The 26228-nt window shown below is 58.6% G+C and carries 16 protein-coding genes, 1 tRNA gene, 2 CRISPR repeat arrays and 1 riboswitch; of the genes, 12 read left to right on the top strand and 5 right to left on the bottom strand.

Annotated features, from left to right (window positions below; all coding sequences use genetic code 11):
• Positions 1-26 precede the first annotated feature (26 nt).
• Positions 27-1127, top strand: a complete 1101-nt coding sequence (locus A9Q02_RS20240) for a glycoside hydrolase 5 family protein (protein WP_245860779.1) — start codon at positions 27-29, stop codon at positions 1125-1127.
• A 126-nt stretch (positions 1128-1253) separates the two neighbouring features.
• A riboswitch (M-box (ykoK) riboswitch) is annotated at positions 1254-1420 on the top strand.
• Positions 1421-1778: 358 nt separating this feature from the next.
• The gene (mgtE, locus tag A9Q02_RS20235; protein ID WP_097654887.1) at positions 1779-3131 is read left to right on the top strand and encodes a magnesium transporter; all 1353 of its coding nucleotides are present in this window, start codon (positions 1779-1781) and stop codon (positions 3129-3131) included.
• A gap of 69 nt (positions 3132-3200) precedes the next feature.
• Here mgtE and A9Q02_RS20230 read toward each other — a convergent pair whose 3' ends face one another.
• On the bottom strand, positions 3201-3845 hold the full coding sequence (locus A9Q02_RS20230) for a cysteine hydrolase family protein (RefSeq protein ID WP_216361569.1): 645 nt from the start codon (positions 3843-3845) through the stop codon (positions 3201-3203).
• 460 nt (positions 3846-4305) lie between these two features.
• On the opposite strand from A9Q02_RS20230, the gene A9Q02_RS20225 reads away from it, so the two are divergent.
• Complete coding sequence (locus A9Q02_RS20225; protein WP_097654885.1) at positions 4306-5679, top strand: NAD(P)/FAD-dependent oxidoreductase; 1374 nt, start codon at positions 4306-4308, stop codon at positions 5677-5679.
• A 6-nt stretch (positions 5680-5685) separates the two neighbouring features.
• Here A9Q02_RS20225 and A9Q02_RS20220 read toward each other — a convergent pair whose 3' ends face one another.
• Positions 5686-6966 carry a DUF418 domain-containing protein gene (locus tag A9Q02_RS20220; protein WP_097654884.1) on the bottom strand — a complete coding sequence of 427 codons (1281 nt, stop codon included), beginning with the start codon at positions 6964-6966 and terminating at the stop codon, positions 5686-5688.
• 728 nt (positions 6967-7694) lie between these two features.
• Between A9Q02_RS20220 and A9Q02_RS20215 the strand changes: the two genes are divergently transcribed.
• Positions 7695-7771: transfer RNA gene (locus tag A9Q02_RS20215), tRNA-Val, on the top strand.
• Between the two features lie 55 nt (positions 7772-7826).
• On the opposite strand, the gene A9Q02_RS20210 is transcribed toward A9Q02_RS20215, so the two are convergent.
• The 3 genes from A9Q02_RS20210 to A9Q02_RS20200 form a co-directional block, all read right to left on the bottom strand.
• A complete protein-coding gene (locus A9Q02_RS20210) occupies positions 7827-9062 on the bottom strand; it encodes a diaminopimelate decarboxylase family protein (protein ID WP_216361568.1) in 1236 nt (411 codons plus the stop codon).
• Positions 9063-9110: 48 nt separating this feature from the next.
• Positions 9111-9413 (bottom strand): hypothetical protein, encoded by a 303-nt coding sequence (locus A9Q02_RS20205; RefSeq protein WP_097654882.1) that lies wholly within the window; start codon positions 9411-9413, stop codon positions 9111-9113.
• Positions 9414-9490: 77 nt separating this feature from the next.
• Positions 9491-10210: an SDR family oxidoreductase gene (locus tag A9Q02_RS20200; RefSeq protein WP_097654881.1), complete on the bottom strand. Its 720-nt coding sequence runs from the start codon at positions 10208-10210 to the stop codon at positions 9491-9493.
• An 848-nt stretch (positions 10211-11058) separates the two neighbouring features.
• Here A9Q02_RS20200 and A9Q02_RS20195 point away from each other — a divergent pair.
• From A9Q02_RS20195 to cas2, 8 genes are all read left to right on the top strand, one after another.
• Positions 11059-11268: an HTH domain-containing protein gene (locus A9Q02_RS20195; protein WP_097654880.1), complete on the top strand. Its 210-nt coding sequence runs from the start codon at positions 11059-11061 to the stop codon at positions 11266-11268.
• Between the two features lie 103 nt (positions 11269-11371).
• Positions 11372-14587, top strand: a complete 3216-nt coding sequence (locus tag A9Q02_RS20190) for a CRISPR-associated endonuclease Cas3'' (RefSeq protein ID WP_097654879.1) — start codon at positions 11372-11374, stop codon at positions 14585-14587.
• A gap of 17 nt (positions 14588-14604) precedes the next feature.
• On the top strand, positions 14605-15243 hold the full coding sequence (gene cas5c, locus A9Q02_RS20185) for a type I-C CRISPR-associated protein Cas5c (RefSeq protein ID WP_097654878.1): 639 nt from the start codon (positions 14605-14607) through the stop codon (positions 15241-15243).
• A gap of 14 nt (positions 15244-15257) precedes the next feature.
• Positions 15258-16991, top strand: coding sequence for a type I-C CRISPR-associated protein Cas8c/Csd1 (gene cas8c / locus A9Q02_RS20180; protein ID WP_097654877.1), 1734 nt, complete (start codon positions 15258-15260; stop codon positions 16989-16991).
• 92 nt (positions 16992-17083) lie between these two features.
• Positions 17084-17974 (top strand): type I-C CRISPR-associated protein Cas7/Csd2, encoded by an 891-nt coding sequence (gene cas7c, locus A9Q02_RS20175; protein ID WP_097654876.1) that lies wholly within the window; start codon positions 17084-17086, stop codon positions 17972-17974.
• A 5-nt stretch (positions 17975-17979) separates the two neighbouring features.
• On the top strand, positions 17980-18660 hold the full coding sequence (cas4, locus tag A9Q02_RS20170) for a CRISPR-associated protein Cas4 (protein WP_216361567.1): 681 nt from the start codon (positions 17980-17982) through the stop codon (positions 18658-18660).
• 7 nt (positions 18661-18667) lie between these two features.
• Entirely contained in the window at positions 18668-19699 is a 1032-nt protein-coding gene (cas1c, locus tag A9Q02_RS20165; RefSeq protein WP_097654875.1) for a type I-C CRISPR-associated endonuclease Cas1c, read from the top strand.
• Positions 19700-19707: 8 nt separating this feature from the next.
• On the top strand, positions 19708-19998 hold the full coding sequence (gene cas2 / locus A9Q02_RS20160; RefSeq protein WP_097654874.1) for a CRISPR-associated endonuclease Cas2: 291 nt from the start codon (positions 19708-19710) through the stop codon (positions 19996-19998).
• Between the two features lie 212 nt (positions 19999-20210).
• Positions 20211-21042: direct repeats of the CRISPR family, unit length 37 nt; unit sequence GTCGCGCCCGGCCATCGTGCCGGGCGAGCATTGAAAC.
• A gap of 108 nt (positions 21043-21150) precedes the next feature.
• A CRISPR array of direct repeats spans positions 21151-25894; the repeat unit is 37 nt; unit sequence GTCGCGCCCGGCCATCGTGCCGGGCGAGCATTGAAAC.
• Between the last annotated feature and the right edge of the window lie 334 nt (positions 25895-26228).

Raw genomic sequence — 26228 nt, 5'->3', positions numbered from 1 at the left:
TTAAGAATCTGGCGCAAGGTATGCTTATGCTCATTGTTCGCGGCATTGCGGTAGTCTTGCTCGTAGCACTGCTACTCATTCAATTTCTGCATCTCCGTGGTCCACGGGTGCTCGATCTTCCCCCACAGCAGACCGTCGTTACGTGCAATGATCGCATTGGCCTGCACACGCGGCTTACGGGCATTGGTGACGAGGCCTATATTCGCGGTGCGTTGGAGCAGGTACGCGAGATGGGAGCGCCGTGGATTGTCGAGCTTTTTCCGTGGGCATATGTGCAACCGCGCTCACGATACGGCTACGACTGGGTCGGCGCGGATCTGGTCATCGAGCATGCGCGGCGTCAGGGGCTAACCGTAGTTGCCCGGCTCGACCTAGTGCCAAGCTGGGCGAGGCCAGCAAACACGACCGACCGCTACCTCGATCCCGCGTTTTACGACGACTATGCGGCCTACGTCGCCGCCTTTGCCGAGCGCTACGCACCGCTGGGCGTACGGCACCTGATCATCTGGAACGAACCGAACCTCCGCTTTGAATGGGGCGAGCGTCCACCGGATCCTGGCGCCTATGCCGCCTTGCTCAAAGTCGTCTATCCGGCGGTCAAAGCAGTTGCCCCAGAGGCAATCATTATTGCCGGGGCACTCTCGCCGGGAACCTCGCTGGAAGATGGCGCAAGTCGGATGGATGACATGCAATACCTAGCCTCACTGTACGATGCCGAAGCGGGGCCATACTTTGATATGTGGGCCGTGCATGCGTATGGTGGCCAAGAGCCGCCGGATGCAGCGCCGGGGCCTGAGCGGGTCAACTTTCGGCGCATCGAACTGGTACGAGCGATGCTTGACCATTTTGGTGACGAAGACAAACGCCTCATCATCACCGAAGGGGGCTACAACGACCATCCGCGCTGGAGTGCCGCGGTACGCCCGGCTGACCGCGTACGCTGGACGATTGCCATGTACGAGCAGGCGCGCAACTACCCGTGGCTGGAAGCAGTTGCATTGTGGCAACACAGCACACCGTTTGCGACGCGCTCGTACCCGGATGCCTGGAACTTTGTGGCCCCTGACGGCACCCCGCGAGCCGTCTACCTCGCCGTCCAGGAGTATGCTTTGGCGTGTGGTGCATAATGCCAGCTTTGCTGGCATTATGCACCACACGCGGGCGAGATAGACAGAGGTTGTCGCCAGCACAGGTGCTTGACAAAACACCCTCGCAGGCATACAATTTGGCCATAGAGAGTGAAATATGCAGCGATGCTCCTTCGTTAGGCGCGGCGCTCCCACAAACAAAGGTCATTGCCCCGGCCCGTCGAGAGACGCTCAGGGGTACACGGCACTTCTCGGCTTAAGGGATGTGTTAAGATGACTGCAGCACGACTGCTACGTTGTGGGAACGCTTAAGCTCAACCAGGGGGGAGTTCATCAGCTTTTCTTGTGCTGATGCCCCCCACATGTGTTTGTGAGGGGCATTTCGTTTATCGGGAAGGAATATGGACGTTAGTAGTCATTCACGGCGGCGCGGTGTCGCGCATACAACCGCCTTGAGAATCGCTCTCCCTGCCTGTGCCTCCACGGTGGGCGTGTGCTGATGACTGCATGCCCCTGATGTTGCCTCAGACCTGGTGAGCGTTGCTCCACCGGGTTTTTTATTCCCTCTGGAGTCGGTTGTACCGGCGATCTGCTTCTGGCTGGCCTTTGTGCCGACCCCGCGCCATGCTTCTGTCACGTTGCACACGGCACACAACAGTGCATGTTGCATGCATATAGCGGGGGGGAACCATGACCACGTTTCCGAGCACCAATGTTGAGGATGTCCGCACGCTCGTTGCTGACCGCCAACTGGCCGAATTGCGTGCCATGCTTGCATTCTGGCCCGAGCCTGAAGTGGCCGATCTGCTGATGGAATTGAACCCCACCGAGCAGATGGTCGTCTTTCGCTTGCTGCCACGCCAGATCTCAAGTGAAGTCTTTACCCACCTTGATACCGACCAGCAGAACGAGCTTTTGACCCAGTTGAACAGCGAAGAGACCCGGCATTTGCTGGCGAATCTGAGCCCTGATGACCGGACGCAACTCTTTGAGGAGTTGCCGGGTCAGGCGACGCAGAAATTACTCAATCTGCTTGGCCCTGAGGATCTGCGTGAAGCGCGTCAGTTGCTCGGCTACCCCGAAGAGAGTGTCGGGCGCTTGATGACCCCCGACTATGTCGCGGTTCGCCCTACTTGGACGATTGCGCAGGCGCTGCATCATATTCGGACGCGGGGGCGCGACAGTGAAACGATCAATACGATCTATGTCACTGATACGCGCTGGCGCTTTCTTGATGCGATTGATCTGCGGCGTTTCATTATGGCCGAGCCAGAGCAGACGGTCGAACAGATTATGGATCGGGCCTATATTGTGCTTTCGGCCTTTGACGACCGTGAGCAGGCGGTGCGAGCGTTGCGTCGCTATGACCTGGCCTCGTTACCCGTCGTTGACTCGGATGGGGTGCTGGTGGGCATTGTCACCTTCGATGACCTGATCGACGTCGCTGACGAAGAGACAACCGAGGACTTCCACAAGAGCGCGGCGGTGGCCCCGCTGCGGGCAAGCTATTCTGAAACGGGCATTGGCGAACTGGTGATGAAGCGTGCGCCGTGGCTGATTGTGTTGGTTTTTGTGAATATTTTTTCGGGGGCGATTATTGCAGCATTTGAGGAGACGATTGCGGCAGTGGTAGCACTGGTCTTCTTTCTGCCATTGCTGATCGCGAGTAGCGGCAATGCCGGATCGCAATCGGCGACCCTGATGGTGCGAGCGATGGCGATGGGCGATATCAAGATGAGTGACTGGGCGCGTTCGTTGCGCAAGGAGGTACTGGTTTCTGCGCTGCTTGGCATCTCGATGGCTGTGGCTGTGTGGCTGGTCGCTTTCTTCCGCACTGGATCCGAGGTAGCGCTGGTGGTCTCGCTGACGATGATCATCATTGTTATTGTCGGCAGCCTGATCGGAACGGTGCTACCCTTTATTTTGAGTCGTTTTGGCATGGATCCCGCGACGGCCAGTGGGCCCTTGATCACGTCGCTCTCGGATATTGCCGGGGTCTTGATCTACTTCTCGCTGGCGACCTGGTTGCTCGGCATTTTGTGAGGGTTCTCGCCTTGATCATGCCAAGAGGAAGCGGCCAGCTGTAGCTGGCCGCTTCCTCTTGGCATGATCTTACGCCTCGTAGCCGCGCCCTGCGGCAGCGACTACCTCGCCGCCACCAAGGACCGCAAGGAATTCGTCGTGCGTCATTGGCCGCGAGAACATGGGGAAGTCTTTGGTTGTTGCCATTGCTTGTTCTTCGGGGCTGAGGGTTGCAGTGCAGTTGGTCAGCGTAATCACGTTATACCCAAGCTCGTAGGCGGTGCGCATCGTTGACTCGACGCAGCAGTTGGTCAAAAAACCAGCCAAGGCGACGGTCTTGATGCCGCGCTGACGCAGGATGAAATCGAGGTTGGTACTGGCGAAGCCGCAGAGCCCGCGCTTGCCCTCGACGACGAGATCGCCGGCGTGGGGTGTCATAATGTCAATGATCTGCGCCCCCCAGGTGCCCTTGCGAAACGAATTGCTATCAACGACGCCCTTGAGAATGCCATAGGGCTCGGTGGGCAGCTCGGGATAGCCTTCGGCGAAACTGATGGGCGCGTGAATGACGATTGCGCCAAGCTCGCGGGCCTGGGTTGCCAGTTCAACCGCGTTGGCGAGCATGTTGTTCTGGGCCATGACCCCTTTCACCGCATCGTGAAGCGTTCCACCCTCCGACGTAAAGTCGTTCTGAAACTCGATCAAGACCACCGCAGTCGTTTTCGGATCCATCATTGGCTCCTTTTTGTAGTTTTTTCCATGTCAACACACAGCAATGCACGATCACGTGCTTACTCGTCTGCGAACGCTGGTGTAGGTGATGTTTGGCTGTGTTTTTAATTATGCGTGAGAGTGCGGGGGCTGTCAAGCACCCGCAAGGGCACCCGCAAGGGGTGCCCGTACCGGGGTGGGGGCACCCGCAAGGGGTGCCCGTACCGGGGTGGGGCGCCCGCACCGCAAGGGGTGCCCGTACCGGGGTGGGGGCACCCGCAAGGGGTGCCCGTACCGGGGTGGGGCACCCGCAAGGGGTGCCCGTACCGGGGTGGGGGCGGGCCCGGTGTAGGGGCACCCCTTGCGGGTGCCCTGGTGGGGTGCATACACGGAAGATTGCCATCGCCCTGCGTCTTGGCGTTGCTGCGTTACAATAGCGGGGTGGGTTGAACGCAGAGGCGCGGAGGCGCAGAGGTGGTGGGTGATGCATGATGCGTCGGCTGAGGTGGTGATTTGTGGGGCGGGGATTGCGGGGATTGCGACGGCCTATGAGTTGGCGGTGACCCACGGGGTGCGTGGGGTTGTGCTGGTGGAACAGGGCGATCCGTTGGCGCTGACGAGTGATAAGTCGAGTGAGGCGTATCGGAACTGGTGGCCCGATGAGGCGATGGTGGCGTTGATGAACCGGAGTCTTGATCGGTTGGAGGCGCTGGCGTCGGATCATGCGCTTTTGCTCAACCGGCGTGGCTATCTTTATGTCACGCTGGATCCGGTGGGGGCCGAGCAGTTGCACGCGAGTGCGCAGCAGGTCAGTGCGGCTGGGGCTGGACCGTTGCGCGTGCATGGTGCTGGTGGAACGGGCGTGCCGTATGTGCCTGCGTCGGCGCATGGGTTTGCCGATCAGCCTGATGGTGCCGATATGATCCTTGACCGTGCGTTGTTGCAGAGGAACTTTCCGTATGTGACTGAGCAGGCTGTTGCCGCGTTGCATGTGCGACGGGCCGGCTGGTTTAGCGCACGTCAGCTTGGCATGTTGATGCTTGAGCAAGCCCGTGCCGCCGGGGTGCAATTGCTCCGTGGGCACTTGTCTGGTGTTGACGTGGTGGGCGGGGCAGTACGCGGGGTGCAGGTGGATCTGGCTAATGGCGGCACGACGAAGATCGCTACGCGTGCCCTGGTCAGCGCGGCCGGCCCGCTCCAGCAGACGATCGGCGCCATGCTTGGACTGAAGCTGCCGATCTACAACGAATTGCACCTCAAGCTCTCGTTCAACGACCAGCTTGGCATTGTACCCCGTGACGCACCGCTGCTGATCCTGAACGATCCGGTCGTGTTGCCGTGGGCGACCGAAGAGCGCGAAGCACTGGCGGAGGATCCCGCGTTGCGCTGGCTGCTTGACCCGTTGCCTGCCGGGGCCCACGGGAGGCCCGAAGGCGGCCCCGGCGCGACAACGCTGCTCTTGCTCTGGGATTACCACACAACCCCGGTCGAGCCAATCTTTCCTCTACCGGTCGATCCCGTTGTGAGCGAAGTGGTGCTGCGAGGCATGGCGACGCTCATTCCGGGGCTAGCAGCTTACCTCGAACGTCTGCCGCAGAGCTATATTGATGGTGGGTACTACACCCGCACCCGCGAAAACCGCCCGTTGGTAGGCCCCCTACCGGTTGAGGGGGCCTACCTCATCGGCGCACTTGGTGGATTTGGGCTGATGGCCGCGTGTGGCGCGAGCGAGTTGGTCGCGGCTCACGTCGTCGGGGCCAGCCTGCCCGCGTATGCCCCTGCCTTTGACCTGCGCCGCTATGATGATCCGGCGTATATGGCGCGCCTGGCGCAGTGGGGGGACGTGGGACAGTTGTGAGGTAGCCTAGCGACGCATTGGTTGCAACCGCAGATAGGTCAGCGTACGCCAGAGCCATTCGGCGGGGCCGTAGCGGAAGCGCCGCATCCACCAGTGGCTCAGCGGGATCTGGGTGGCATAAATGGCAATGGCGATCAGCCAGCCTGCTGCCGCCCCAACCTGCCCAAAGAAACCGAGGCCATAGCTGTAGAAGATCAGGGTCGCAATGATCGACTGCAACAGATAGTTGCTCAGGCCCATCTGCCCAACGGGGGCGAGCGCACTTAGGGGGCGCTGCCACGGATCACGGCGCGAGAGCAGCGTGATGCTACCGAGATACGCGAGCGACTGAGCCACGCCACCGATCGCCAGGGCGAGATTCGCAAAGGCCAGATCCCAGCCAAAGATCGTCCGCGAGACCTGCATGATCGCAAAAGCATAGTAGAGATTAGCAGGAATACCGATCAGAAAGCCCCAGATCACCAGGCGACGGAAGAGCGTCGCGTGGGCCGCGAGATCAGCAAAGATCTCGCGTTTGCCAAAATAGGCCCCAATCAGAAACATCCCCAGGACCGTCGGGGCCATCGTGAGGGTACCAAGCCACATCGTCTGAAGATCGCGGGCGCGCTGGGCCGTGATTTCCAGAAACGAGCCCGTTTGATAGACTTCGCGCGCACGCTCAGCCTCTTGGGCAAACATCGCTTCTTGCTCGACAAACGCCGCCTCGATCTGGACAGCAGCCTCGGGCACAGTGCGGCCAAACTCGATCAGGGCAGCGAGCGCCAGACTAAGCACTTGCGGGATCGCCAGAAAGATGCCAGCCCAGATTAGCAAGGTACGTGGGCGTTTGACCTTGCTAAAGAGCAAAAGCACAAACCCGAGCAGCGCATAGAGGACCAAAATATCGCCGATCCAGATAAAAAAGGCGTGAACAAGGCCAAACCCCAGCAGCACCAGCAACCGACGCATATAGACCGTCCAGAACTTGCCGCCGCGTGCGCGAGCGCGCTGAAGCTGAAGCGCAAAACCCAGGCCAAACAAGAGCGAAAAGAGCGTATAAAACTTGCCTTCGGTCAGAAAATGCACCAACCAGAGGCCAACCCGATCATACCAGGGCATATTCGGGTCGAGCGGGAGCAAATAATTCTGAAACGGATTACTAAACAGATACATATTGACCGTCAGAATGCCAAAGAGCGCGAATCCACGAAGGATATCAATCGTCGCAATGCGTTCAGTCTCGGCCACAGGGCGAGCGGAAGCCTGGGGCATTGGCGAAACGTCGGGCATTGCCGGTGCCTGCGTCATCAGTGAACCTCCTGTCAATGAGCTTTAGCCTTCTCGGCATGGATATGATGCCAATTCCGGTTGAGTCTAACGCGTTTATCGTCATTGGTATGATACAGCGTGCCAGGGGGGCGTGATGAGTGTCGATCGTCATCACAGCGGGGTGACGATGGTCATGGAAAGATGGGCCGAAGGACGCGCCCCGCCAGGGCACCCGCAAGGGGTGCCCGTACACCGGGCCCGGCCCCCAGCCTGTACGCCAGGGCACCCGCAAGGGGTGCCCGTACACCGGGCCCGGCCCCCAGCCTGTACGCCAGGGCACCCGCAAGGGGTGCCCGTACACCGGGCCCGGCCCCCAGCCTGTACGCCAGGGCACCCGCAAGGGGTGCCCGTACACCGGGCCCGGCCCCCAGCCTGTACGCCAGGGCACCCGCAAGGGGTGCCCGTACACCGGGCCCGGCCCCCGGCCTGTACGCCAGGGCACCCGCAAGGGGTGCCCGTACACCGGGCCCGGCCCCCGGCCTGTACGCCAGGGCACCCGCAAGGGGTGCCCGTACACCGGGCCCGGCCCCCAGCCTGTAGGGGCACCCCTTGCGGGTGCCCCTACACCGGATTCGGCCCCCGCCCCGGTACGGGCGCCCCTTGCGGGTGCCCCGTTGTATCCGGTTTCGTATGATGCAATCGCCCTAGCGCGTGCTTCGGCCTTACTTGCGCGTCCCCGGCGCGTATGGTATACTTCGCGTCACTGCGGGCGATTAGCTCAGTTGGCTAGAGCGCATCCTTCACACGGATGAGGTCACTGGTTCGAGTCCAGTATCGCCCACCACTGCCAGTTTTTTCCAGAAGTCCTCCTTCGTTCGTAGCAACCCTTTACGTTAGCCCTAAACGATCGTTTGTAGATAATCCTCAATCGTTTCAGCGCGCCTGATCATGCGGATCTGTCCGTCTGCTTCGAGCAGGAGCTCGGCGGAGCGGAGTTTGCCGTTGTAGCTGAAACCCATGGCGTGCCCGTGCGCACCGGCATCGTGAATGACGAGCAGGTCGCCTGGGGCGAGCGTTGGTAGGGGGCGCTGGATGGCGAATTTGTCGTTGTTTTCACAGAGCGATCCGGTGATATCGTAGAGCGTAGCATTGGGCAGGTGGGCTTTCGCCGGTACCGTGATGTGATGGTATGCTCCGTACATCCCTGGGCGCATCAGGTTGGCCATCGAGGCGTCGAGGCCCGCGTAGGTGCGGTAGGTCTGTTTGATGTGGCGTACCGAGGCGATCAGGTAGCCGTGTGGCCCGGTGATCAACCTGCCGCATTCGGTGAAGATGGCCGGTCGTGGCAGCCCTGTGCCGTCAAAGGTGGCCTCGTAGACGGCACGGATGCCTGCGCCAAGGGCATGCAGATCAACGGGCGCTTCTTCGGGGCGGTACGGAATGCCGATGCCGCCCCCAAGATTGACAAACTCGAATGAAATCGCCAGGCTTGCACTCAGTTCAGCGACAAGCTCAAAGAGCATGCGGGCGGTCTCGACAAAATAACTCGGCTCGCGTTCGTTCGAGGCAAGCATGGTATGGAGACCAAAGCGCCGGATGCCCTGATCCCTGGCGGCGGCATAGCCGGCAAAGAGTTGGTCGCGGGTGACACCGAATTTCGCCTCTTCGGGGCGGCCAATGATCACATTGCCGGTGCGTTGCGCACCCGGGTTATAGCGAAACGAGAGGATCGCAGGCAGGCCAGCGTGGTGGGCCAGAAACGCGAGGTGGTTGAGGTCATCGAGGTTGATCAACGCCCCGAGCCGTCGCGCCTGGATAAACTCTTCAGCGGGGGTCGTGTTCGAGGTGAACATGATCAATTCACCGCTTAAACCCACCCGTTCAGCCAGCACGAGTTCGGCCAATGAACTGCAATCGGCCCCGCAACCCGCTGCGGCCAGCAGGGCCAGGATATGGGGATTGGGCGTGGCTTTGACGGCAAAAAACTCACGGAAGGTGGGTGCCCAGGCAAACGCCTGTTGCAAGGCCCGGGCCGAGCGTTGCATCCCTGCTGCATCGTAGAGATAGAATGGGGTTGGGTAACGGGCTACAAGCGCCTGGAGTTGGGCGACATCAAGAGGAAACTGGCCTGGCACAGCGGGGGCTCCTTCGCTGTTCATTGAAGGCGGGCAGACAGCAGCGAGCTAGGGAGTTGTTACCCCAAGCATCCGTGCTAGCAGTACACTGTGGGCTTCGTTAAAGTAGCATGCCCGTTGACCGGCGGGGGTATAAAAGACAACATCGCCGCCCGAGCCAAAAATGGCACGGTAGCCACCGATCTCACGAATGCGTTTTTGCTGAACGGCCAGCAACTCACGCAAAAGATCCGTTGCCGGCTGGTTCATCATCAGCGCATCGTAGCCACGGACAACATGGTAGATCAGCAAGGCTGGTTCTGCGTTGGGCTCGTAGGTAATCTCGTAGTCACCAATAATTTGCGTAACCATTGTTGTTCTCGGGAGTTGCTCCCTGGGTAGGCGATCAGGACGAGCGAAGCCGTTCCTGATCGCCTACCATCCACATATCACAAATCGACTTGCCGCGGCATAATCGGCAACTCATCAACGCGGAGACTCGCTGGCAACGTACATGTCCAGAGAATCGCCTGGGCAACATCATCGGTCGTAAGCAAACGACGGCGGAAGGTCTCATCGGGATTGAGTGGAGCGAGATCGGCGTTGATCATCCCTGAGATGATATTGGTCACAAAGATATTGTACGGGCGTACTTCCTGGGCGAGCGATTGCGAGAGCCCAGCGAGCGCAAATTTGGCGGCGCTGAAGGGGCTGATATTGGCGATACCGATCTTGCCGACACGTGAGCCGAGGTTGATGATCGTACCGCTGCGCTGCCGTTTCATATAGGGAATAACAGCCCTGGACGTATAAAAGACACCAGTCAGATTGGTATCAATGATCGAACGCCATTCGCTATCGGTAAACTGTTCGATGGGTGAAATCTTCATCATGCCACCAGCACAGTTGACCAGGATATCAATCCGGCCGAGCAGCGCAACCGTCTGCTCAATCAAGCGTTGTACCTGGGTCGAGTCGGTCACATCGGTGGGAATACTAAAACCCTGTTGCCCTTCACCAGCAATTTCAGCAACGAGGTGCTCGAGACGATCCCGGCGGCGAGCAGCAACAATGACGGTGGCCCCTTCGCGGGCGAAGACACGAGCCGTGGCGTAGCCAACCCCGCTAGAGGCACCTGTAATGATCGCAACACGTCCTTTGAGTTTCATGGACTCCTCGTGGCATCTGTTGGACTATTCTGTCTGCATAAGACGTACCTTCTTGATTATAGCTCAGCTTTGATGATGTTGTGCAGGTTTCTTTTGTAGAGAATGCCGGTGGGCGCAGCAGCAATGGCAAGGAGTGCCATCCCATGGCCGTCAGGCCGAAGCACGCGCCCCACACGCCGCCCCTTTGCCCATCCCCCGTGCGGGCACGGCGCCGCCGTGCCTCGACGCCGACCCATCGCCCCCCCCGTACGGGCACGGCGGCGCCGTGCCCCATCGCCATCCCCCCGTGCGGGCACGGCGCCGCCGTGCCCCCGCCGCGCGCGGCACCAGCACCACCACCCCGTAGGGGCGCAGCAGCCCAGTCGCCCGCCCCGTTCATCACCCCGCCCCCCTCGTCGCTGCTGCGCCCTGCTGCCGTGGACATGAAACGCCTCCTTGATTCAATCCGGGGCGGAGGGGCACCACCAACACGCCAGGGGGCGCAGCAGCATACGGGGGCAGATGCCACCCACGGTGGCCCGTGGGCTGCTGCGCCCCTACACCGGACGGGCACGGCGCTGCCGTGCCCCACCGCCGTGCCGCCCCCGTACGGGCACGGCGATGCCGCCGCCCCCGTACGGGCACGGCGGCGCCGTGCCCCGCCGTGGTGGGGAGCTGGAATGCACCGGTGCGCCAGCAGTAGGGTGGGAGGAGAATGAAACACAGCCCTGCGAGAAGCCTGGTTGTTGAACCAGGCTTCTCGCAGGGCCATTTTACGTCCAGACAATCTATGCGGCGTTGCACTACCTGCAACAGCACCCTGGTACGGTGAGCACAGCAGACGTAATGCTCACACAGGAGGTGTTGCAATGTTTGGCAGCAAGCAACGCAAACGCGAACGCCTCGCACGGTACCAGGAGATGCTCGCTACCGAGCCCTTATCCCAGGCGGAACTTGCAACACGGCTGGGTATCCCGCGTTCGACTGTCATGCGCGATCTGGCCGACCTGGAAGATCAGGGTATTCAGTTGGAAGAAGACGAGACTGGTCGGCTGCGGCTTTTTCGGCAGTGGTGGTGATTCATACTGCAACAAGATCATCTGCTCTTTCTTATCCTCATACCACAGTCTTGTTGCAATTTTGGTCGCAGGCATATGATATGCTCAATTGCAGGAGAGAACCATGACACGAGCATTTGCCAAATCAGATCGCATTGGACAGGTAGAGCGGCTTTTATTGACGAGTCGCGTGCCGCTTTCGCAGGCGGAAATAGCCCGTCGCTGCGAAGTGCATCGTTCAACGATTGGACGCCTGGTGCAAGGGATGATCGACAACGGCATTCCCGTCCGCCTAACTGACGACGGCCTGATCTACATCGAACGCACCGCCTACCTCAGCCAGATCCATCTCCGTCTGCACGAAGCCCTCGCCGTCTTTCTGGCGTGTCGTCTGCTCGCACGCTATAGCGACAAACCGAACGAACACACGGTTGCGACGCTTGAAAAACTCGGCACATCATTGCAGAGCTTGATGCCGGTGCTCGGCCAGCACATCAGCGGCACGACGACCATCTTGCGCAACCGCTTGCCAAAACAACCTGGCGACTATCAGCGTACCCTGGAAAAGCTCACCGAAGCCTGGGCCACGGGCGTCAAACTCCGTATGTGGTACCGCCCATTGCAGGCGCAACGCGCCTTTCAACACACCTTTGCGCCATATATGCTCGAACCATCAGCGATCGGCTACAGCACCTACGCCATTGGCCTCGCCGAGCCACCGGGCAAACTGCGCACCCGCAAAGTCGAACGCATCGAACGCATCGAACTCACCGACGAACCCTTCACCATACCTCCAGACTTTGATCCCAACGCCCTGCTCGCCGGAGCATGGGGCATCTGGTTTGACCTGGACGATCAGCCAACAACCGTACGGCTGCGTTTCAGTGGCAATCAAACGATCCGACGGGTACTTGAGGCCGTCTGGCATCCTTCGCAACATACCGAAGTGGATAACGAAGCAAAGTTGAACTGGACAGCCGAGATTGATGAACCCCAGGAGATGATGGGCTGGATCAGGGGCTGGGGACCAGCGTGTGAAGTGATCGAGCCAACGCCCCTGCGTGAACAGATCATTGGCGAAGTACGGCGGCAGATGCGGATGTATGGGATAGAGCACACGACTAGCCCTGATGACGAATTGGTTGCACATACCCCTGCCCACGGTTCTACTGCATGGCACACCTTGAGTGGGCACCTCAAAAGGGTTGCAGAGCTAACCCGTGAATTTGCAGAGCCTTTTGGTGCGGGCACACTTGGTTATTATCTTGGGCTCTGGCACGATATTGGTAAAAGTCGCCCGGCTTTTCAGGCATACCTCCGACAATGTTATGCCAATCCCACAAGAAAGCAGCGTGGTCCGGATCATAAAGCGGCAGGAGCAACCTTTGCCACACGTCATATGGATGCGCTTGCATTGCTGATCCAAGGTCATCATGGTGGCCTCAATACGCTGGTTGAGTGCCGCACATGGCTGAAGGAACGTCAGACAAAAGACCTTGAACCCGATGGCAAAACCTCTTCGGTGGAGGAGGCTATTCGTCGCGTGCAAGTATTGCTACCAGAGATCGAACCAACCAAGCCACTTGAGGGGCCTTCTTTTGTGAAGGATTCTCGAGGGAGCGAATTTTTCCTACGCATGCTCTTTTCAGCATTGGTCGATGCAGATTATCTCGATACTGAAGCTCACATGAACCAGCAACGCGCTAAACTTCGTGGTAGTTCAGTAACAATGGCAGACTTGCTGGCACGCTTTATGGTTAATCAGAAACATCTTGAGGCTAACCGCCAAACCACGTTTGTCAACACAGCACGCGATGCCATGTACCAGGCATGTGTTGCTGCAGCCGAACTACCGCCCGGGCTCTTTCGTCTCGCAATACCAACTGGTGGCGGCAAGACACGCTCAGGCATGGTCTTTGGATTGCAACATGCGGTACATCATGGTCTTCGTCGTATCATTGTAGCAGTGCCTTTTATCAGCATCACTGAACAGACAGCAGAGGAATACCGTGCGATCTTTGAGCATGAGGATGACTCCGAGCCACTTGTACTCGAACATCACAGTGGTGTTACAGGGCGTGACGATCATGAATATAGCCCAGAAGCGCGCTGGCAACGGCTTGCTGCGGAAAACTGGGATGCACCAGTCGTAGTCACAACAACAGTGCAACTCTTTGAGAGCATGTTTGCTCATCAAACTGGTCGTTGCCGCAAGCTGCACCGTCTTGCCCGAAGTGTGATTATTCTCGATGAGGCTCAGGCGTTACCAGCAGGAATGTTGGCACCAATCCTCGATGGTCTGAAAGAGCTTTGTACCAATTACGGCTCTACTGTTGTCCTCTCGACAGCTACGCAACCAGCCTTTGAGCATATCAAGGCGTTTGCCGACCTACGAGCACACGAGATTATTCCTGATGCAGTCCAATGGTTTCGGGCGCTCAAACGAGTCGAGTATGAGTGGCACATTGAACAGCCGCTGGCGTGGGCAGATATTGCGAAGATGCTCCACGCACATCCGCAAGCCCTGGTTGTCGTCAATACGAAAAAAGATGCGTTGGCACTGCTTGAGGCTATGGAAGACCCGACCGCAATCCATCTTTCTACCCTGCTCTGTGGTGCTCATCGTCGTGATGTGATTGCACAAGTCAAAGCACGTCTTCAGAACGGGCTACCGTGCCGCCTGATTTCAACCCAGGTGATTGAGGCCGGTGTTGACCTCGATTTTCCCCTCGTGTTCCGTGCGTTCGGGCCGCTCGATCGGGTGATCCAGGCAGCTGGGCGTTGCAATCGTGAAGGGCTTCTGGAACGTGGACGTGTTGTTGTTTTTGAGCCAGTTGATGGTGGCATCCCTTCAGGAGCATATCGAACTGCCACCGATGTCACGCGAACCCTTGTTGGCGGAGTTGGTGTGGATCTTGATGCTCCTGATGATCTGCGCCGCTACTTCCGGGAGTTGTTTGCAAGTATTGACCTGGATAGCAAGCAAATCCAGGTGCTGCGTGAGCAACTGAATTATCCTGAGGTTGCCAAACGGTTCCACCTTATTGATGAGGCAATCGAGCATGTTGTCGTTACAACCTATCCACCAGATAACGATGTCATACACCAGTATGTGCAAGATGCACTGACACTCTTGCGGGAAGAGCCGGCTCAGGCTCGTACTGCCATCCGTCGACTTCAGCCCTATCTTGTCTCGATTCCTCTGCGTGAGGCACAGCAGCATCGCAAGTCCGGTCTCATTGAAGAACTTCCCCTGGAAGGCATTGGTATCTGGCATGGGCAATATGATCATATACGGGGTCTGGTTCCCGATGACGAACGATCGTTGATGATCTTTTAACAGGAGGTAGATCTTATATGGAAGCGTATCCACCAGTAGCGGTACGGGTCTGGGGTGATTTTGCCTGCTTTACCCGACCTGAGATGAAGGTTGAACGGGTCAGTTATCCTGTGATGACCCCCTCGGCGGCACGAGGGTTCCTCGAAGCCATCTTCTGGAAGCCAGAATTTGACTGGCGGATTGTGGCAATTCACGTTCTGAAGCCTATTCGATATTTCTCTATCCTGCGCAATGAAATCAAAAACCGCCAGAGTGAGCGTACCGCCAAAGCCTGGCAACAGAGTGGAGGAGGGTATGACGCGACGAGTGATCGCGCTCAGCGCCATACGCTTGCGTTGCGCCAGGTTGATTATGTGATCGAGGCGCAGGTTATGCTCCGTCCGCATGCAGATGCTGATGTCGTGAAGTATCGCGATCAGTTACGACGGCGAGTCCGTGAAGGACGTTGCTTTACGATGCCGTATCTGGGATGCCGCGAATTTACCGCCAGTTTTGCGGAACCTGACGGCAGTGAAACACCAATTGAACTATCAGGCGAACTTGGGCCAATGCTTTTTGATCTGAACTACGCACCTGATCGTTCAGGGCGTGGTACACCTCGTTTCTTCAATGCACGCCTTGAGCGAGGGATTCTCTCTATTCCCAGCCACCCATAAACCAGGAGGTGTATATGTTACTACAGCGGCTGAAGGAATATGCAGATGAGCGTATGGCGCTACCACCGACGTTGTACAGTGAAATGCCAGTACGTTACATTATTGAGCTTGATTTCACGGGTAAACTCCTCAGTCCTTATCCAACGGATACAGCTGATCCTGCTAATGCACGTACAAAACGAGGGACACAACGATATGTGCCACAAGTGCAACGTGCCAACGTCATTCGTCCACTCCTCTTCGCTGACAAAGCTGACTATACGTTGGGACTTGGAGGCGAGCAGGCGAAACCAGAACGTGTACGAGCATGCCACCAGGCGTATTGCGACTTGGTTGCCCGGTGTGCTGCGGACACTCAAGAAGTTGCTGTCCAGGCTATTCTCGCGTTTGTGACGAATGATCCGACAGGCAAACTTCAGTTACCCGACGATTTCGACCCCAGTGCCTTGATCACCTTTCGGGTAGATGGTGAGTTTCCAACCGAACTACCTGGGGTGCAAGAATTTTGGGCACAGGAACACAATCCTGCCAGTCGCAACGCGACCATAATGCAATGCCTGATTTGTGGACGCGAGCGACCCGTACTTACCCGTCTGCAAGGCAAGATCAAAGGCATTCCAGGAGGTCAAACAGCTGGAACATCCGTGATTTCAGCCAATGAAAAAGCATTTGAGTCTTATGGGCTAGAGGCATCACTCGTAGCCCCAACTTGTGCAGATTGTGGTGAACGCTTTACAAAGGCTTTGAATCATCTCTTAGGTGATCAGGAAAGCCGCTTTGTGCTGGGCAATACGATCTTTGTGTACTGGACTAAACGGCCAATCACTGGCCTGAACTTGCATTCTATGCTCTCAGAACCACAGGCGCATGACGTAAAGGCGTTACGTGATTCAGCCTATCTGGGTAGGGCAGAACCAGAGGTTGATGCTACCGCTTTTTATGCGATAGTGCTTTCGGCCGGGGGTGGACGTGCGGTGATCCGTGATTGGATTGATGCAACCGTTGGTGTCGTGAAGCAGAATTTACACGAATGGTTCGCACGTCAACAGATTGTTAATGAAAGCGGACAGATCGCTGCACCGCTTGGCATTGCTCGATTAGCTGATGCAACCTTACGGATCCAAGGCGATGGCAAAGCAGATCGTGAGGGGTTAATTGCGTCCATACCACCAGCATTGTTATCGTCGGCTCTGCTTGGCACGCCAGTTCCTGTTGCATTGTTGGCGCAGGTGATAGGGAGAGCACGCGCAGAACAGCGTGTCACCTTGTCTCGTGCTGCACTGATCAAACTGATTCTTGTCACCCATTACCAGCAGAAGGAGAACACTTTTATGGTTGCCCTTGATCCCGCGCATCCCGATCCCGGGTATCAGTGTGGTCGTTTGCTTGCAGTTCTGGCTGACATCCAGGACGAAGCGATTGGCACCACAACCGTTGTTGAGCGCTTTTTTGGTACGGCTTCTTCAGCACCACAGCTCGTTTTTCATCGTCTCGTCCGTGGCGCACAGCCACACTTGACCAAACTGGCGCGAGACAATGAACGAGCATATTACGCACTTGATCGGCGACTAGAAGAGATTCTCAGTCAACTGCAAGGCTTTCCAACAGTGCTGACCCTTGAGCAGCAAGGGCTCTTCATGCTTGGTTTTTATCACCAGCGTGCCTTCAATCGAGCGCAGGCCCGGGCTGCCCGTGAACGCAAGCAAGCCGAAAACCCTGCGCAGGAAAGCATGTTTTCTGACGCATAATCCTTACAACATACTTCGCCTGCCCCTATCGGGTAGGCTCGGGCGATTGTGACGTATATCATAAGCCTATCACTTCTATGAAGGAGCTCATCATGATTAACGAGGAACTCATCACCGATGTTGCACGTCGACACGATTTCGTCCTGCTTTTTGATGTCACCGACGGTAATCCTAATGGCGACCCCGATGCCGGAAATTTGCCTCGTACTGATCCGGAAACGAATCAAGGACTGGTCACGGATGTTGCTTTGAAGCGCAAAGTTCGTGACTGGATTGATATGGGTTATGGAAAGCAAGAGCGATTGAAGATCTATGTTCAACATGGCGCATATTTGACGGATACACGTAACCGCATCTTTGGATCGCACTCCGAGGGTGGAAAAAGCGGATCCATCAACGAGGGACGCACCTGGATGTGTGAAGAATTTTTTGATGTCCGGATGTTTGGTGCAGTCATGAGTATGAAAGAGGCAAATGCAGGGCAGGTACGCGGTCCCATTCAGTTGACATTTGCGCGCTCGATCGATCCAATTGCACCAATGGATATTACAATTGTTGGCCCGGCACAAAATGCATCCCAGTCCAAGCGTGCAGAAGGTGACGAAAGTGATAAATTCGGCACTATGGGCCGCAAATCCTTTGTTCCTTATGGCCTCTACCGAGCGCATGGGTTCTTTAATCCGCACTTTGCTCGGCAAACCGGTGTGACAGCAGAGGACATGACTCTGTTCTGGCAAGCACTTGAACTGATGTGGGATGTTGATCGCTCTGCCTCACGCGGTTTTATGGCCAGTCGTGGCCTCTACATCTTTAGTCACACCTCTGCTCTGGGCGATGCCCCTGCTCATCGCTTGCTGGAACGTATCACGGTTGAACGTCGTACAGAAGTGGCAGTTCCTCGGTCTTTCAATGATTATCAGATCAAGATCAATGAAGAAGACATGCCTGAGAAGGTAAGCCTGACCAAACTTGTACATGGATAAGGGATATGAATTCATATCAACAAAAACCCTCGGGTGTGCCGCCATACACTGAAGACGACATGCATCCCGACGTATTGCTCTCGGCGATTGAGCATTATAGCTACTGCCCACGCCAATGCGCCCTGATTCACATCGAGCAGACTTATGATGAAAATGTGTACACTATTCGTGGCAGCCTGGCTCATGAGCGGGTAGATAGTGGTGACAAGACACCTAATCGTGGCACCATCACGCAGCGCGGCTTACCACTCTGGTCGGAAGAGTATGGCTTACAAGGTAAAGCCGACGTAGTCGAATGGCACAATGATGTGCCTTATCCTGTTGAATACAAAGTCGGACGTCGCCATGGCAGACATGCTGATGTTCAACTATGCGCTCAGGCCATATGTCTTGAAGAGATGTTTCACGTCTCAGTCCCTCGTGGGGCAATCTATTATGGAGCTACCCGCAAACGCCACGAAATCATCTTTGATTCAGAACTACGGGCGCAGACACTGCAGTTTGTCGCAGCGATCAGGGAGATGCTAATGAACCAGGATATGCTCCCTCCTGCGGCACATGATGCTCGTTGCCCAAACTGTTCGTTGATCAATGCCTGTCTCCCTGAGATCGTTGGGCAAGAACGACGCCTACGGATCATGCAAGCCGAGCTTTACAAACCTCAGGCTATAAGTGAAGTGGAGTAGTTAAGCTATGCGTGAACTTCTCAATACACTCTACGTACAAACTCAGGGCGCAGTTCTTCATCTCGATCACGATGCAATTCGTATCACGGTTGAGCAAGAGACCAAGCTTCGCTTGCCACTTCTTCGCTTAACAGGGATTGTAGTCTTTGGGCGTGTTACGGTCACACCGTTTCTCATTCAGCGGTGTGCAGAAGATGGGCGCAATCTCGTCTGGCTCGATCGAAATGGGCGCTTCAAAGCACGCGTTGAAGGCAAAGCTCGAGGCAATGTACTTCTGCGACGTGCCCAGCATCTCGCCCTCTCTGATAAGAAACGTACCCTACGCATTGCGCGACAGATTGTGGCAGCCAAAGTACAGAACAGCCGTCAGATTTTGCTTCGTAGTGCACGAGAGGCAAGCCTTGCAGAGGCCAAAACCGCACTCTCTGAGGCATCCCAACGCCTTGCTGAAACAATTACGCGATTGCCTGATTGTCGCACGATGGACGAATTACGTGGATCTGAAGGTGATGCAGCGCGTACCTATTTTAGCGTCTTTGGGTATCATATACGAAGTGACAAAGCACATTTCACCATGGATGGAAGAACCCGACGGCCACCACGTGATCGAGCCAATGCTCTCATCTCATTTTTATACGCTCTTCTCAGAGCTGAGTGTTCAGCATCATTAGAAAGCGTAGGTCTTGACCCACAGGTCGGTTTTTTGCATGCCCTACGCCCTGGGCGACCTGCCCTGGCGCTTGATCTGATGGAAGAGTTTCGTCCAATTATTGCTGATCGTCTCGCTCTTACCCTGATCAACCGAAAACAGGTTCAGGCAGATGATTTTGTCGAACTCCCCGGTGGCGCAGTGCATTTAAGTGACCAGGGGCGTCGCACGGTGCTTGAAGCATATCAAAAACGCAAAGAAGAGGAGGTGACCCACCGGATCTTGAACCAGAAAGTGCCTATCGGACTGCTCCCCTACATCCAGGCACGTCTACTTGCACGTCATCTGCGTGGCGACCTGGAAGAATACAGCCCTTTTCTTGGGCGATAGGTCAACAGTTGGAGCTTCTGATAACATACGATGTCAACACAGAGACAGCAGCAGGCCGGAGGAGACTTCGACGTGTGGCAAAAGTTTGTGAGCGGTTTGGTCAACGAGTGCAACTCTCTGTCTTCGAGTGTGTCATTGATCAGGTGAATTTGGCTCTACTCATTGACGCACTTGAACAAGAGATTGACGTAGAACAAGACAATCTCCGCCTCTACCGGCTGCAAGAGCCACGGAAAAAATATGTCACTGTTCTGGGCAAACCACTTGAACATGACCAGCGCGAGCCGCTTATTTTTTAACTTCAGAAGCCTACTAGATATAGGGGGTGACAACGCGAACCCAGAATGCTCACAAAATCCTGGGAGGTTCGCGCATCAACATGACAATAACACAGCTTCAAGACAGCTACCAGAGGTATCTGAGCGTTGTATGAAGGTTCTGCAAAGCAATAATCAACCTTCGTCTTGCACCTTAACAACCCAAAACGAAGGTAAAACGGCTATTTAGTGGCGTCGCGCCCGGCCATCGTGCCGGGCGAGCATTGAAACAAAGGATGGCGACACCAGCGGCGAGGTAAAGCCAAGGTCGCGCCCGGCCATCGTGCCGGGCGAGCATTGAAACCGTCTGCCTGCTGCGTGCCGTGACTGAACAGATACGTCGCGCCCGGCCATCGTGCCGGGCGAGCATTGAAACACGACGGCAGCGTGTCGAGTGTCGAGGCACACCTCGGGTCGCGCCCGGCCATCGTGCCGGGCGAGCATTGAAACCGTGGCAGGGCCATAGCCGTCATTGCGCTGCCAGGTCGCGCCCGGCCATCGTGCCGGGCGAGCATTGAAACACCAATGGCACGCTCACCCCACTGGCCCCAAGGCCGTCGCGCCCGGCCATCGTGCCGGGCGAGCATTGAAACTGTTGTTCAGCGTGCCGATGGTGGTGCCACTGCCGCGTCGCGCCCGGCCATCGTGCCGGGCGAGCATTGAAACTCGGGGCGACGATTGCCGGGGCGCCAACGGGCGGCGAGTCGCGCCCGGCCATCGTGCCGGGCGAGCATTGAAACTTCGAGGCACAGCGCAGCGACGGCGTACATCCCCGTCGCGCCCGGCCATCGTGCCGGGCGAGCATTGAAACTTGCTCTTGCGGCTCAATCACTTGAACTTGCTTGTCGCGCCCGGCCATCGTGCCGGGCGAGCATTGAAACTAGTGATATGTTGAGAAAATAGCGCGCCGGCCTATTGTCGCGCCCGGCCATCGTGCCGGGCGAGCATTGAAACACCGAGCGCCGCGTTAAAAGCGGCAGAGATTGTCAGTCGCGCCCGGCCATCGTGCCGGGCGAGCATTGAAACAGATCGTTGTGGGGTCGGGGCAGTGGCGATCTTCGTGATTTCGCCAGTATCGTGCCGGGCGAGCATTGAAACAGATCGTTGTGGGCCTTCCACAGCGCCCGCGCCGCTTGTCGCGCCCGGCCATCGTGCCGGGCGAGCATTGAAACGTCGCGTGCCCTGCCGCCATCAACCCCGCCAGCGCGTCGCGCCCGGCCATCGTGCCGGGCGAGCATTGAAACTTATTGTTTGCCGCGCTTATTCATGCGTTTATTGATGTCGCGCCCGGCCATCGTGCCGGGCGAGCATTGAAACTGGTATCCTGTCAATGCCAATGCCTTGTTTTTTCGACGTCGCGCCCGGCCATCGTGCCGGGCGAGCATTGAAACTTACACTGGTATGCTATCTTTGACATCAGGTTATAGCGGTCGCGCCCGGCCATCGTGCCGGGCGAGCATTGAAACACAGTCCTCGGAGTGCCAATCGTGGCCTTCCAAGCGTCGCGCCCGGCCATCGTGCCGGGCGAGCATTGAAACAACGTCGGCTGTGGCCTGGTTCGCCCACGGGAACTGTCGCGCCCGGCCATCGTGCCGGGCGAGCATTGAAACAACGCCGCGACGCACACCCATTACGATTTCATCAAGTCGCGCCCGGCCATCGTGCCGGGCGAGCATTGAAACGTAGTAGAAGTCGCCGCCCGTGGGTGCCCCGGCAATGTCGCGCCCGGCCATCGTGCCGGGCGAGCATTGAAACCGGAAGCGGAAAAGGCCAGCGACCGAAAAGAAGCCGTCGCGCCCGGCCATCGTGCCGGGCGAGCATTGAAACCCGTCGCCGGTGCTGTTTGATGCAAGCGGTGAAACGGTCGCGCCCGGCCATCGTGCCGGGCGAGCATTGAAACGGTTATCATCGAGGCATCAACGCCGGGTGGATGTCGCGCCCGGCCATCGTGCCGGGCGAGCATTGAAACCTCTCAAGTTCCTCACAGTAGCGGCGCAGTTCGACGTCGCGCCCGGCCATCGTGCCGGGCGAGCATTGAAACCCAGAAGGCTTTGCATCCGACGCCCATCCCCGTGGTCGCGCCCGGCCATCGTGCCGGGCGAGCATTGAAACAAAGGATGGCGACACCAGCGGCGAGGTAAAGCCAAGGTCGCGCCCGGCCATCGTGCCGGGCGAGCATTGAAACCCGTGACAGAGGCTCACACAACAAACTACATCACCGGTCGCGCCCGGCCATCGTGCCGGGCGAGCATTGAAACAGCACGGGGCGGCTTGTTGCCGGGGCCATCTCGGTCGTCGCGCCCGGCCATCGTGCCGGGCGAGCATTGAAACCAGCGCGGCGCGATCAAGAGCGTGCTGTTGCAAGTGGTCGCGCCCGGCCATCGTGCCGGGCGAGCATTGAAACACCAACGCACGCACGTTCAGATCGACGATGGGCGGTCGCGCCCGGCCATCGTGCCGGGCGAGCATTGAAACGATGTGCCGCAGAGTATGTTGATGCAAGACGCTGCCGTCGCGCCCGGCCATCGTGCCGGGCGAGCATTGAAACTTTCGTGTTGAGAGCAGGGCAGGCGCGGGTTGTGCGCGTCGCGCCCGGCCATCGTGCCGGGCGAGCATTGAAACGTCAATGTAGTCATCAATGGCCCCGGCGATCATGCGGTCGCGCCCGGCCATCGTGCCGGGCGAGCATTGAAACGCTGATACCGCACGCGGGCAAGGTGGCCCTCATTCGTCGCGCCCGGCCATCGTGCCGGGCGAGCATTGAAACTCCTTAGCGGGTGCGTACCACGCGGATATGAGTCGGTCGCGCCCGGCCATCGTGCCGGGCGAGCATTGAAACGCAGCAACGGGTCAACCGCAAGCACGGCATTCGCCTGTCGCGCCCGGCCATCGTGCCGGGCGAGCATTGAAACCACGTGATGCCCTCGATGAGGCGCGCCGCTAACACGTCGCGCCCGGCCATCGTGCCGGGCGAGCATTGAAACACCGGCAACACGTTCGCCGCGCCAAACGTCTGTTGTCGCGCCCGGCCATCGTGCCGGGCGAGCATTGAAACACGGCGGTTTCGACGTTAGCCTGCGTGATGCCGTTCGTCGCGCCCGGCCATCGTGCCGGGCGAGCATTGAAACGACCAACAAGCCCCGATATGCTTCGTGACGCCAGGTCGCGCCCGGCCATCGTGCCGGGCGAGCATTGAAACATCAATGACACGATGAACGCAGGCGGCTATCGGCGTCGCGCCCGGCCATCGTGCCGGGCGAGCATTGAAACCTTTCCGGTGGGGCTCTGAGCGCGGCAGTACCCGCGTCGCGCCCGGCCATCGTGCCGGGCGAGCATTGAAACTGTTTGATGCGGCCTCCTATGGGCCGTATCAAACAGTCGCGCCCGGCCATCGTGCCGGGCGAGCATTGAAACAGGTTGCACTCAATCAACTCGTTGCGGGCGCTGAGTCGCGCCCGGCCATCGTGCCGGGCGAGCATTGAAACACACTCCACACCACGCGCCGTCCTTGCCGCCACTCGGTGGTCGCGCCCGGCCATCGTGCCGGGCGAGCATTGAAACCCGAAGTGGCCTTCCTGGTCGATGCGATCAACGAGCGTCGCGCCCGGCCATCGTGCCGGGCGAGCATTGAAACCTTTCCGGTGGGGCTCTGAGCGCGGCAGTACCCGCGTCGCGCCCGGCCATCGTGCCGGGCGAGCATTGAAACGTCGCCTGACACCGAGGCGAGAATGGCGGTATATTGTCGCGCCCGGCCATCGTGCCGGGCGAGCATTGAAACTCCTTATGCACTCGTGGCGATTGGGCGAACCACCGCCGTCGCGCCCGGCCATCGTGCCGGGCGAGCATTGAAACATCCTTTCAATCGTTTCTTTCGGTACACCGTGGATTGTCGCGCCCGGCCATCGTGCCGGGCGAGCATTGAAACAGATCAACAATGGGCGACACCAGGCGATCCCGAAAGTCGCGCCCGGCCATCGTGCCGGGCGAGCATTGAAACAGGCGAGCAATGGTGGCGGTGCCAAGATTGCACTTGTCGCGCCCGGCCATCGTGCCGGGCGAGCATTGAAACGTGTTCGAAGTGGGGGCGTCGGAGATTGTCAGTGGCTATGGTCGCGCCCGGCCATCGTGCCGGGCGAGCATTGAAACCCGTCGCACTCTCGCCCGGGTTCAGCGCCTCGACCGGTCGCGCCCGGCCATCGTGCCGGGCGAGCATTGAAACTCTTCGAGCGACTTGCCGAAGAGTTGTTGGTTCTGTCGCGCCCGGCCATCGTGCCGGGCGAGCATTGAAACCTCATCCTTGCCTCTATGCACAAGCGCCCGACGCAGCGTCGCGCCCGGCCATCGTGCCGGGCGAGCATTGAAACATCGTAAAAACGCCGGGGCTGCGCAACAGCCGCGTCGCGCCCGGCCATCGTGCCGGGCGAGCATTGAAACATTTCATTCCGTAAAGCTTCTATACGTTTCTCGTGTCGCGCCCGGCCATCGTGCCGGGCGAGCATTGAAACAGTGCTCACGACGATCAATCAGCGTCCAGCGTGGAACGTCGCGCCCGGCCATCGTGCCGGGCGAGCATTGAAACTTGTCCCGCTGCCGCTCGGCTCCAGAGGCGGATGTCGCGCCCGGCCATCGTGCCGGGCGAGCATTGAAACAACTCGGCGGCCTGGTCGTCAAGGTGATCAGTCAGTCGCGCCCGGCCATCGTGCCGGGCGAGCATTGAAACGCGGATGTCGCACGCGGCTTCGGCGATCTGTTGACGGTCGCGCCCGGCCATCGTGCCGGGCGAGCATTGAAACGTTCGTACTGCCTGCTGGCGAGGGCCATAGCCTTGTCGCGCCCGGCCATCGTGCCGGGCGAGCATTGAAACATCGTAAAAACGCCGGGACTGCGCAACAGCCGCCGGGTCGCGCCCGGCCATCGTGCCGGGCGAGCATTGAAACACGTATGACGACGTGGCCGCCCGCTGGCAATGCAGCCCGGGTCGCGCCCGGCCATCGTGCCGGGCGAGCATTGAAACCCTCTTCCACGAGGCGAGCACCGTGCCTTTTGCGGTCGCGCCCGGCCATCGTGCCGGGCGAGCATTGAAACACCCAGACTTCAGCCGCCCGCAGCAGGCCGATGGGGTCGCGCCCGGCCATCGTGCCGGGCGAGCATTGAAACGCTTGCCGCTCGTTGTGATCCGATACGGATCAACGTCGCGCCCGGCCATCGTGCCGGGCGAGCATTGAAACAGCGCACGCGGCGCTGTGCCAGGTTGAGGAGCAACTGTCGCGCCCGGCCATCGTGCCGGGCGAGCATTGAAACCACACTTACGAAGGTGAAATGAAGTGGCTTGACGTCGCGCCCGGCCATCGTGCCGGGCGAGCATTGAAACCCCTATTGCATAATTTCTGTCAGTATGCTATTGTCAGTCGCGCCCGGCCATCGTGCCGGGCGAGCATTGAAACGGGTACAGCGAGGGCTGGCGCGTGAACCGCTTGCGGGTCGCGCCCGGCCATCGTGCCGGGCGAGCATTGAAACATCTCGCCATCAGCGCTCGATCCGTAGATGCGCTGGCGTCGCGCCCGGCCATCGTGCCGGGCGAGCATTGAAACCATCCTGGCACTCCCGGCACTGCGTTGATCCGTCAGTCGCGCCCGGCCATCGTGCCGGGCGAGCATTGAAACAACATGGCATCGTCGCGCCCGTCGGTGGTTGCCGTGTCGCGCCCGGCCATCGTGCCGGGCGAGCATTGAAACATTGAGAATTGAGCGATCTGGCGCTCGGTGTTGGCGTCGCGCCCGGCCATCGTGCCGGGCGAGCATTGAAACCCGAAGTGGCGTTCCTGGTCGATGCGATCAACGAGTCGCGCCCGGCCATCGTGCCGGGCGAGCATTGAAACGCTGACTTGGCCGAGGGTTGGGCTGAACATAACGCAGCGACGCCGCTTCCGCGATGGCGGCACTGAACATAACGACGGCTTTTTGACGCATGTGTGCGCATATACGCCTGGTACGCGAGGATGGAGCCACGCAGCGGGGTGGGCGGTTGGGTGATGCGGCGGGGTGGGCCTGGACACTAGCGGAAAGCAGGCGATCATGTGCGACACATGGCGTCATATCCCGGCCCGGCGCAGCACCATCGTGTTCCGCACCATCGCAGGGCTGATGCAAAGTCAGGCCCGGAACAAGAGGCGGTCGATGGCGGCTGCCAACGACCGCTGCAACGCGGCCAGG

Source organism: Candidatus Chloroploca asiatica, assembly GCF_002532075.1.
GTDB lineage: Bacteria > Chloroflexota > Chloroflexia > Chloroflexales > Chloroflexaceae > Chloroploca > Chloroploca asiatica.
Note: the sequence above shows the minus strand (reverse complement) of the source record. Positions and strands in the feature narration are given on the sequence as shown.

What these genes read in the sequence shown, in the direction of transcription:
- cas5c (WP_097654878.1), top strand. Translation starts at nt 14,605, where the DNA reads ATGGAAGCGTATCCACCAGTAGCGGTACGGGTCTGGGGTGATTTTGCC.
- A9Q02_RS20240 (WP_245860779.1), top strand. Translation starts at nt 27, where the DNA reads ATGCTCATTGTTCGCGGCATTGCGGTAGTCTTGCTCGTAGCACTGCTA.
- A9Q02_RS20200 (WP_097654881.1), bottom strand. Translation starts at nt 10,210, where the DNA reads ATGAAACTCAAAGGACGTGTTGCGATCATTACAGGTGCCTCTAGCGGG.
- cas8c (WP_097654877.1), top strand. Translation starts at nt 15,258, where the DNA reads ATGTTACTACAGCGGCTGAAGGAATATGCAGATGAGCGTATGGCGCTA.
- A9Q02_RS20230 (WP_216361569.1), bottom strand. Translation starts at nt 3,845, where the DNA reads ATGATGGATCCGAAAACGACTGCGGTGGTCTTGATCGAGTTTCAGAAC.
- A9Q02_RS20220 (WP_097654884.1), bottom strand. Translation starts at nt 6,966, where the DNA reads ATGACGCAGGCACCGGCAATGCCCGACGTTTCGCCAATGCCCCAGGCT.
- cas1c (WP_097654875.1), top strand. Translation starts at nt 18,668, where the DNA reads ATGCGTGAACTTCTCAATACACTCTACGTACAAACTCAGGGCGCAGTT.
- mgtE (WP_097654887.1), top strand. Translation starts at nt 1,779, where the DNA reads ATGACCACGTTTCCGAGCACCAATGTTGAGGATGTCCGCACGCTCGTT.
- A9Q02_RS20190 (WP_097654879.1), top strand. Translation starts at nt 11,372, where the DNA reads ATGACACGAGCATTTGCCAAATCAGATCGCATTGGACAGGTAGAGCGG.
- A9Q02_RS20225 (WP_097654885.1), top strand. Translation starts at nt 4,306, where the DNA reads ATGCATGATGCGTCGGCTGAGGTGGTGATTTGTGGGGCGGGGATTGCG.
- cas7c (WP_097654876.1), top strand. Translation starts at nt 17,084, where the DNA reads ATGATTAACGAGGAACTCATCACCGATGTTGCACGTCGACACGATTTC.
- A9Q02_RS20195 (WP_097654880.1), top strand. Translation starts at nt 11,059, where the DNA reads ATGTTTGGCAGCAAGCAACGCAAACGCGAACGCCTCGCACGGTACCAG.
- A9Q02_RS20205 (WP_097654882.1), bottom strand. Translation starts at nt 9,413, where the DNA reads ATGGTTACGCAAATTATTGGTGACTACGAGATTACCTACGAGCCCAAC.
- cas4 (WP_216361567.1), top strand. Translation starts at nt 17,980, where the DNA reads ATGAATTCATATCAACAAAAACCCTCGGGTGTGCCGCCATACACTGAA.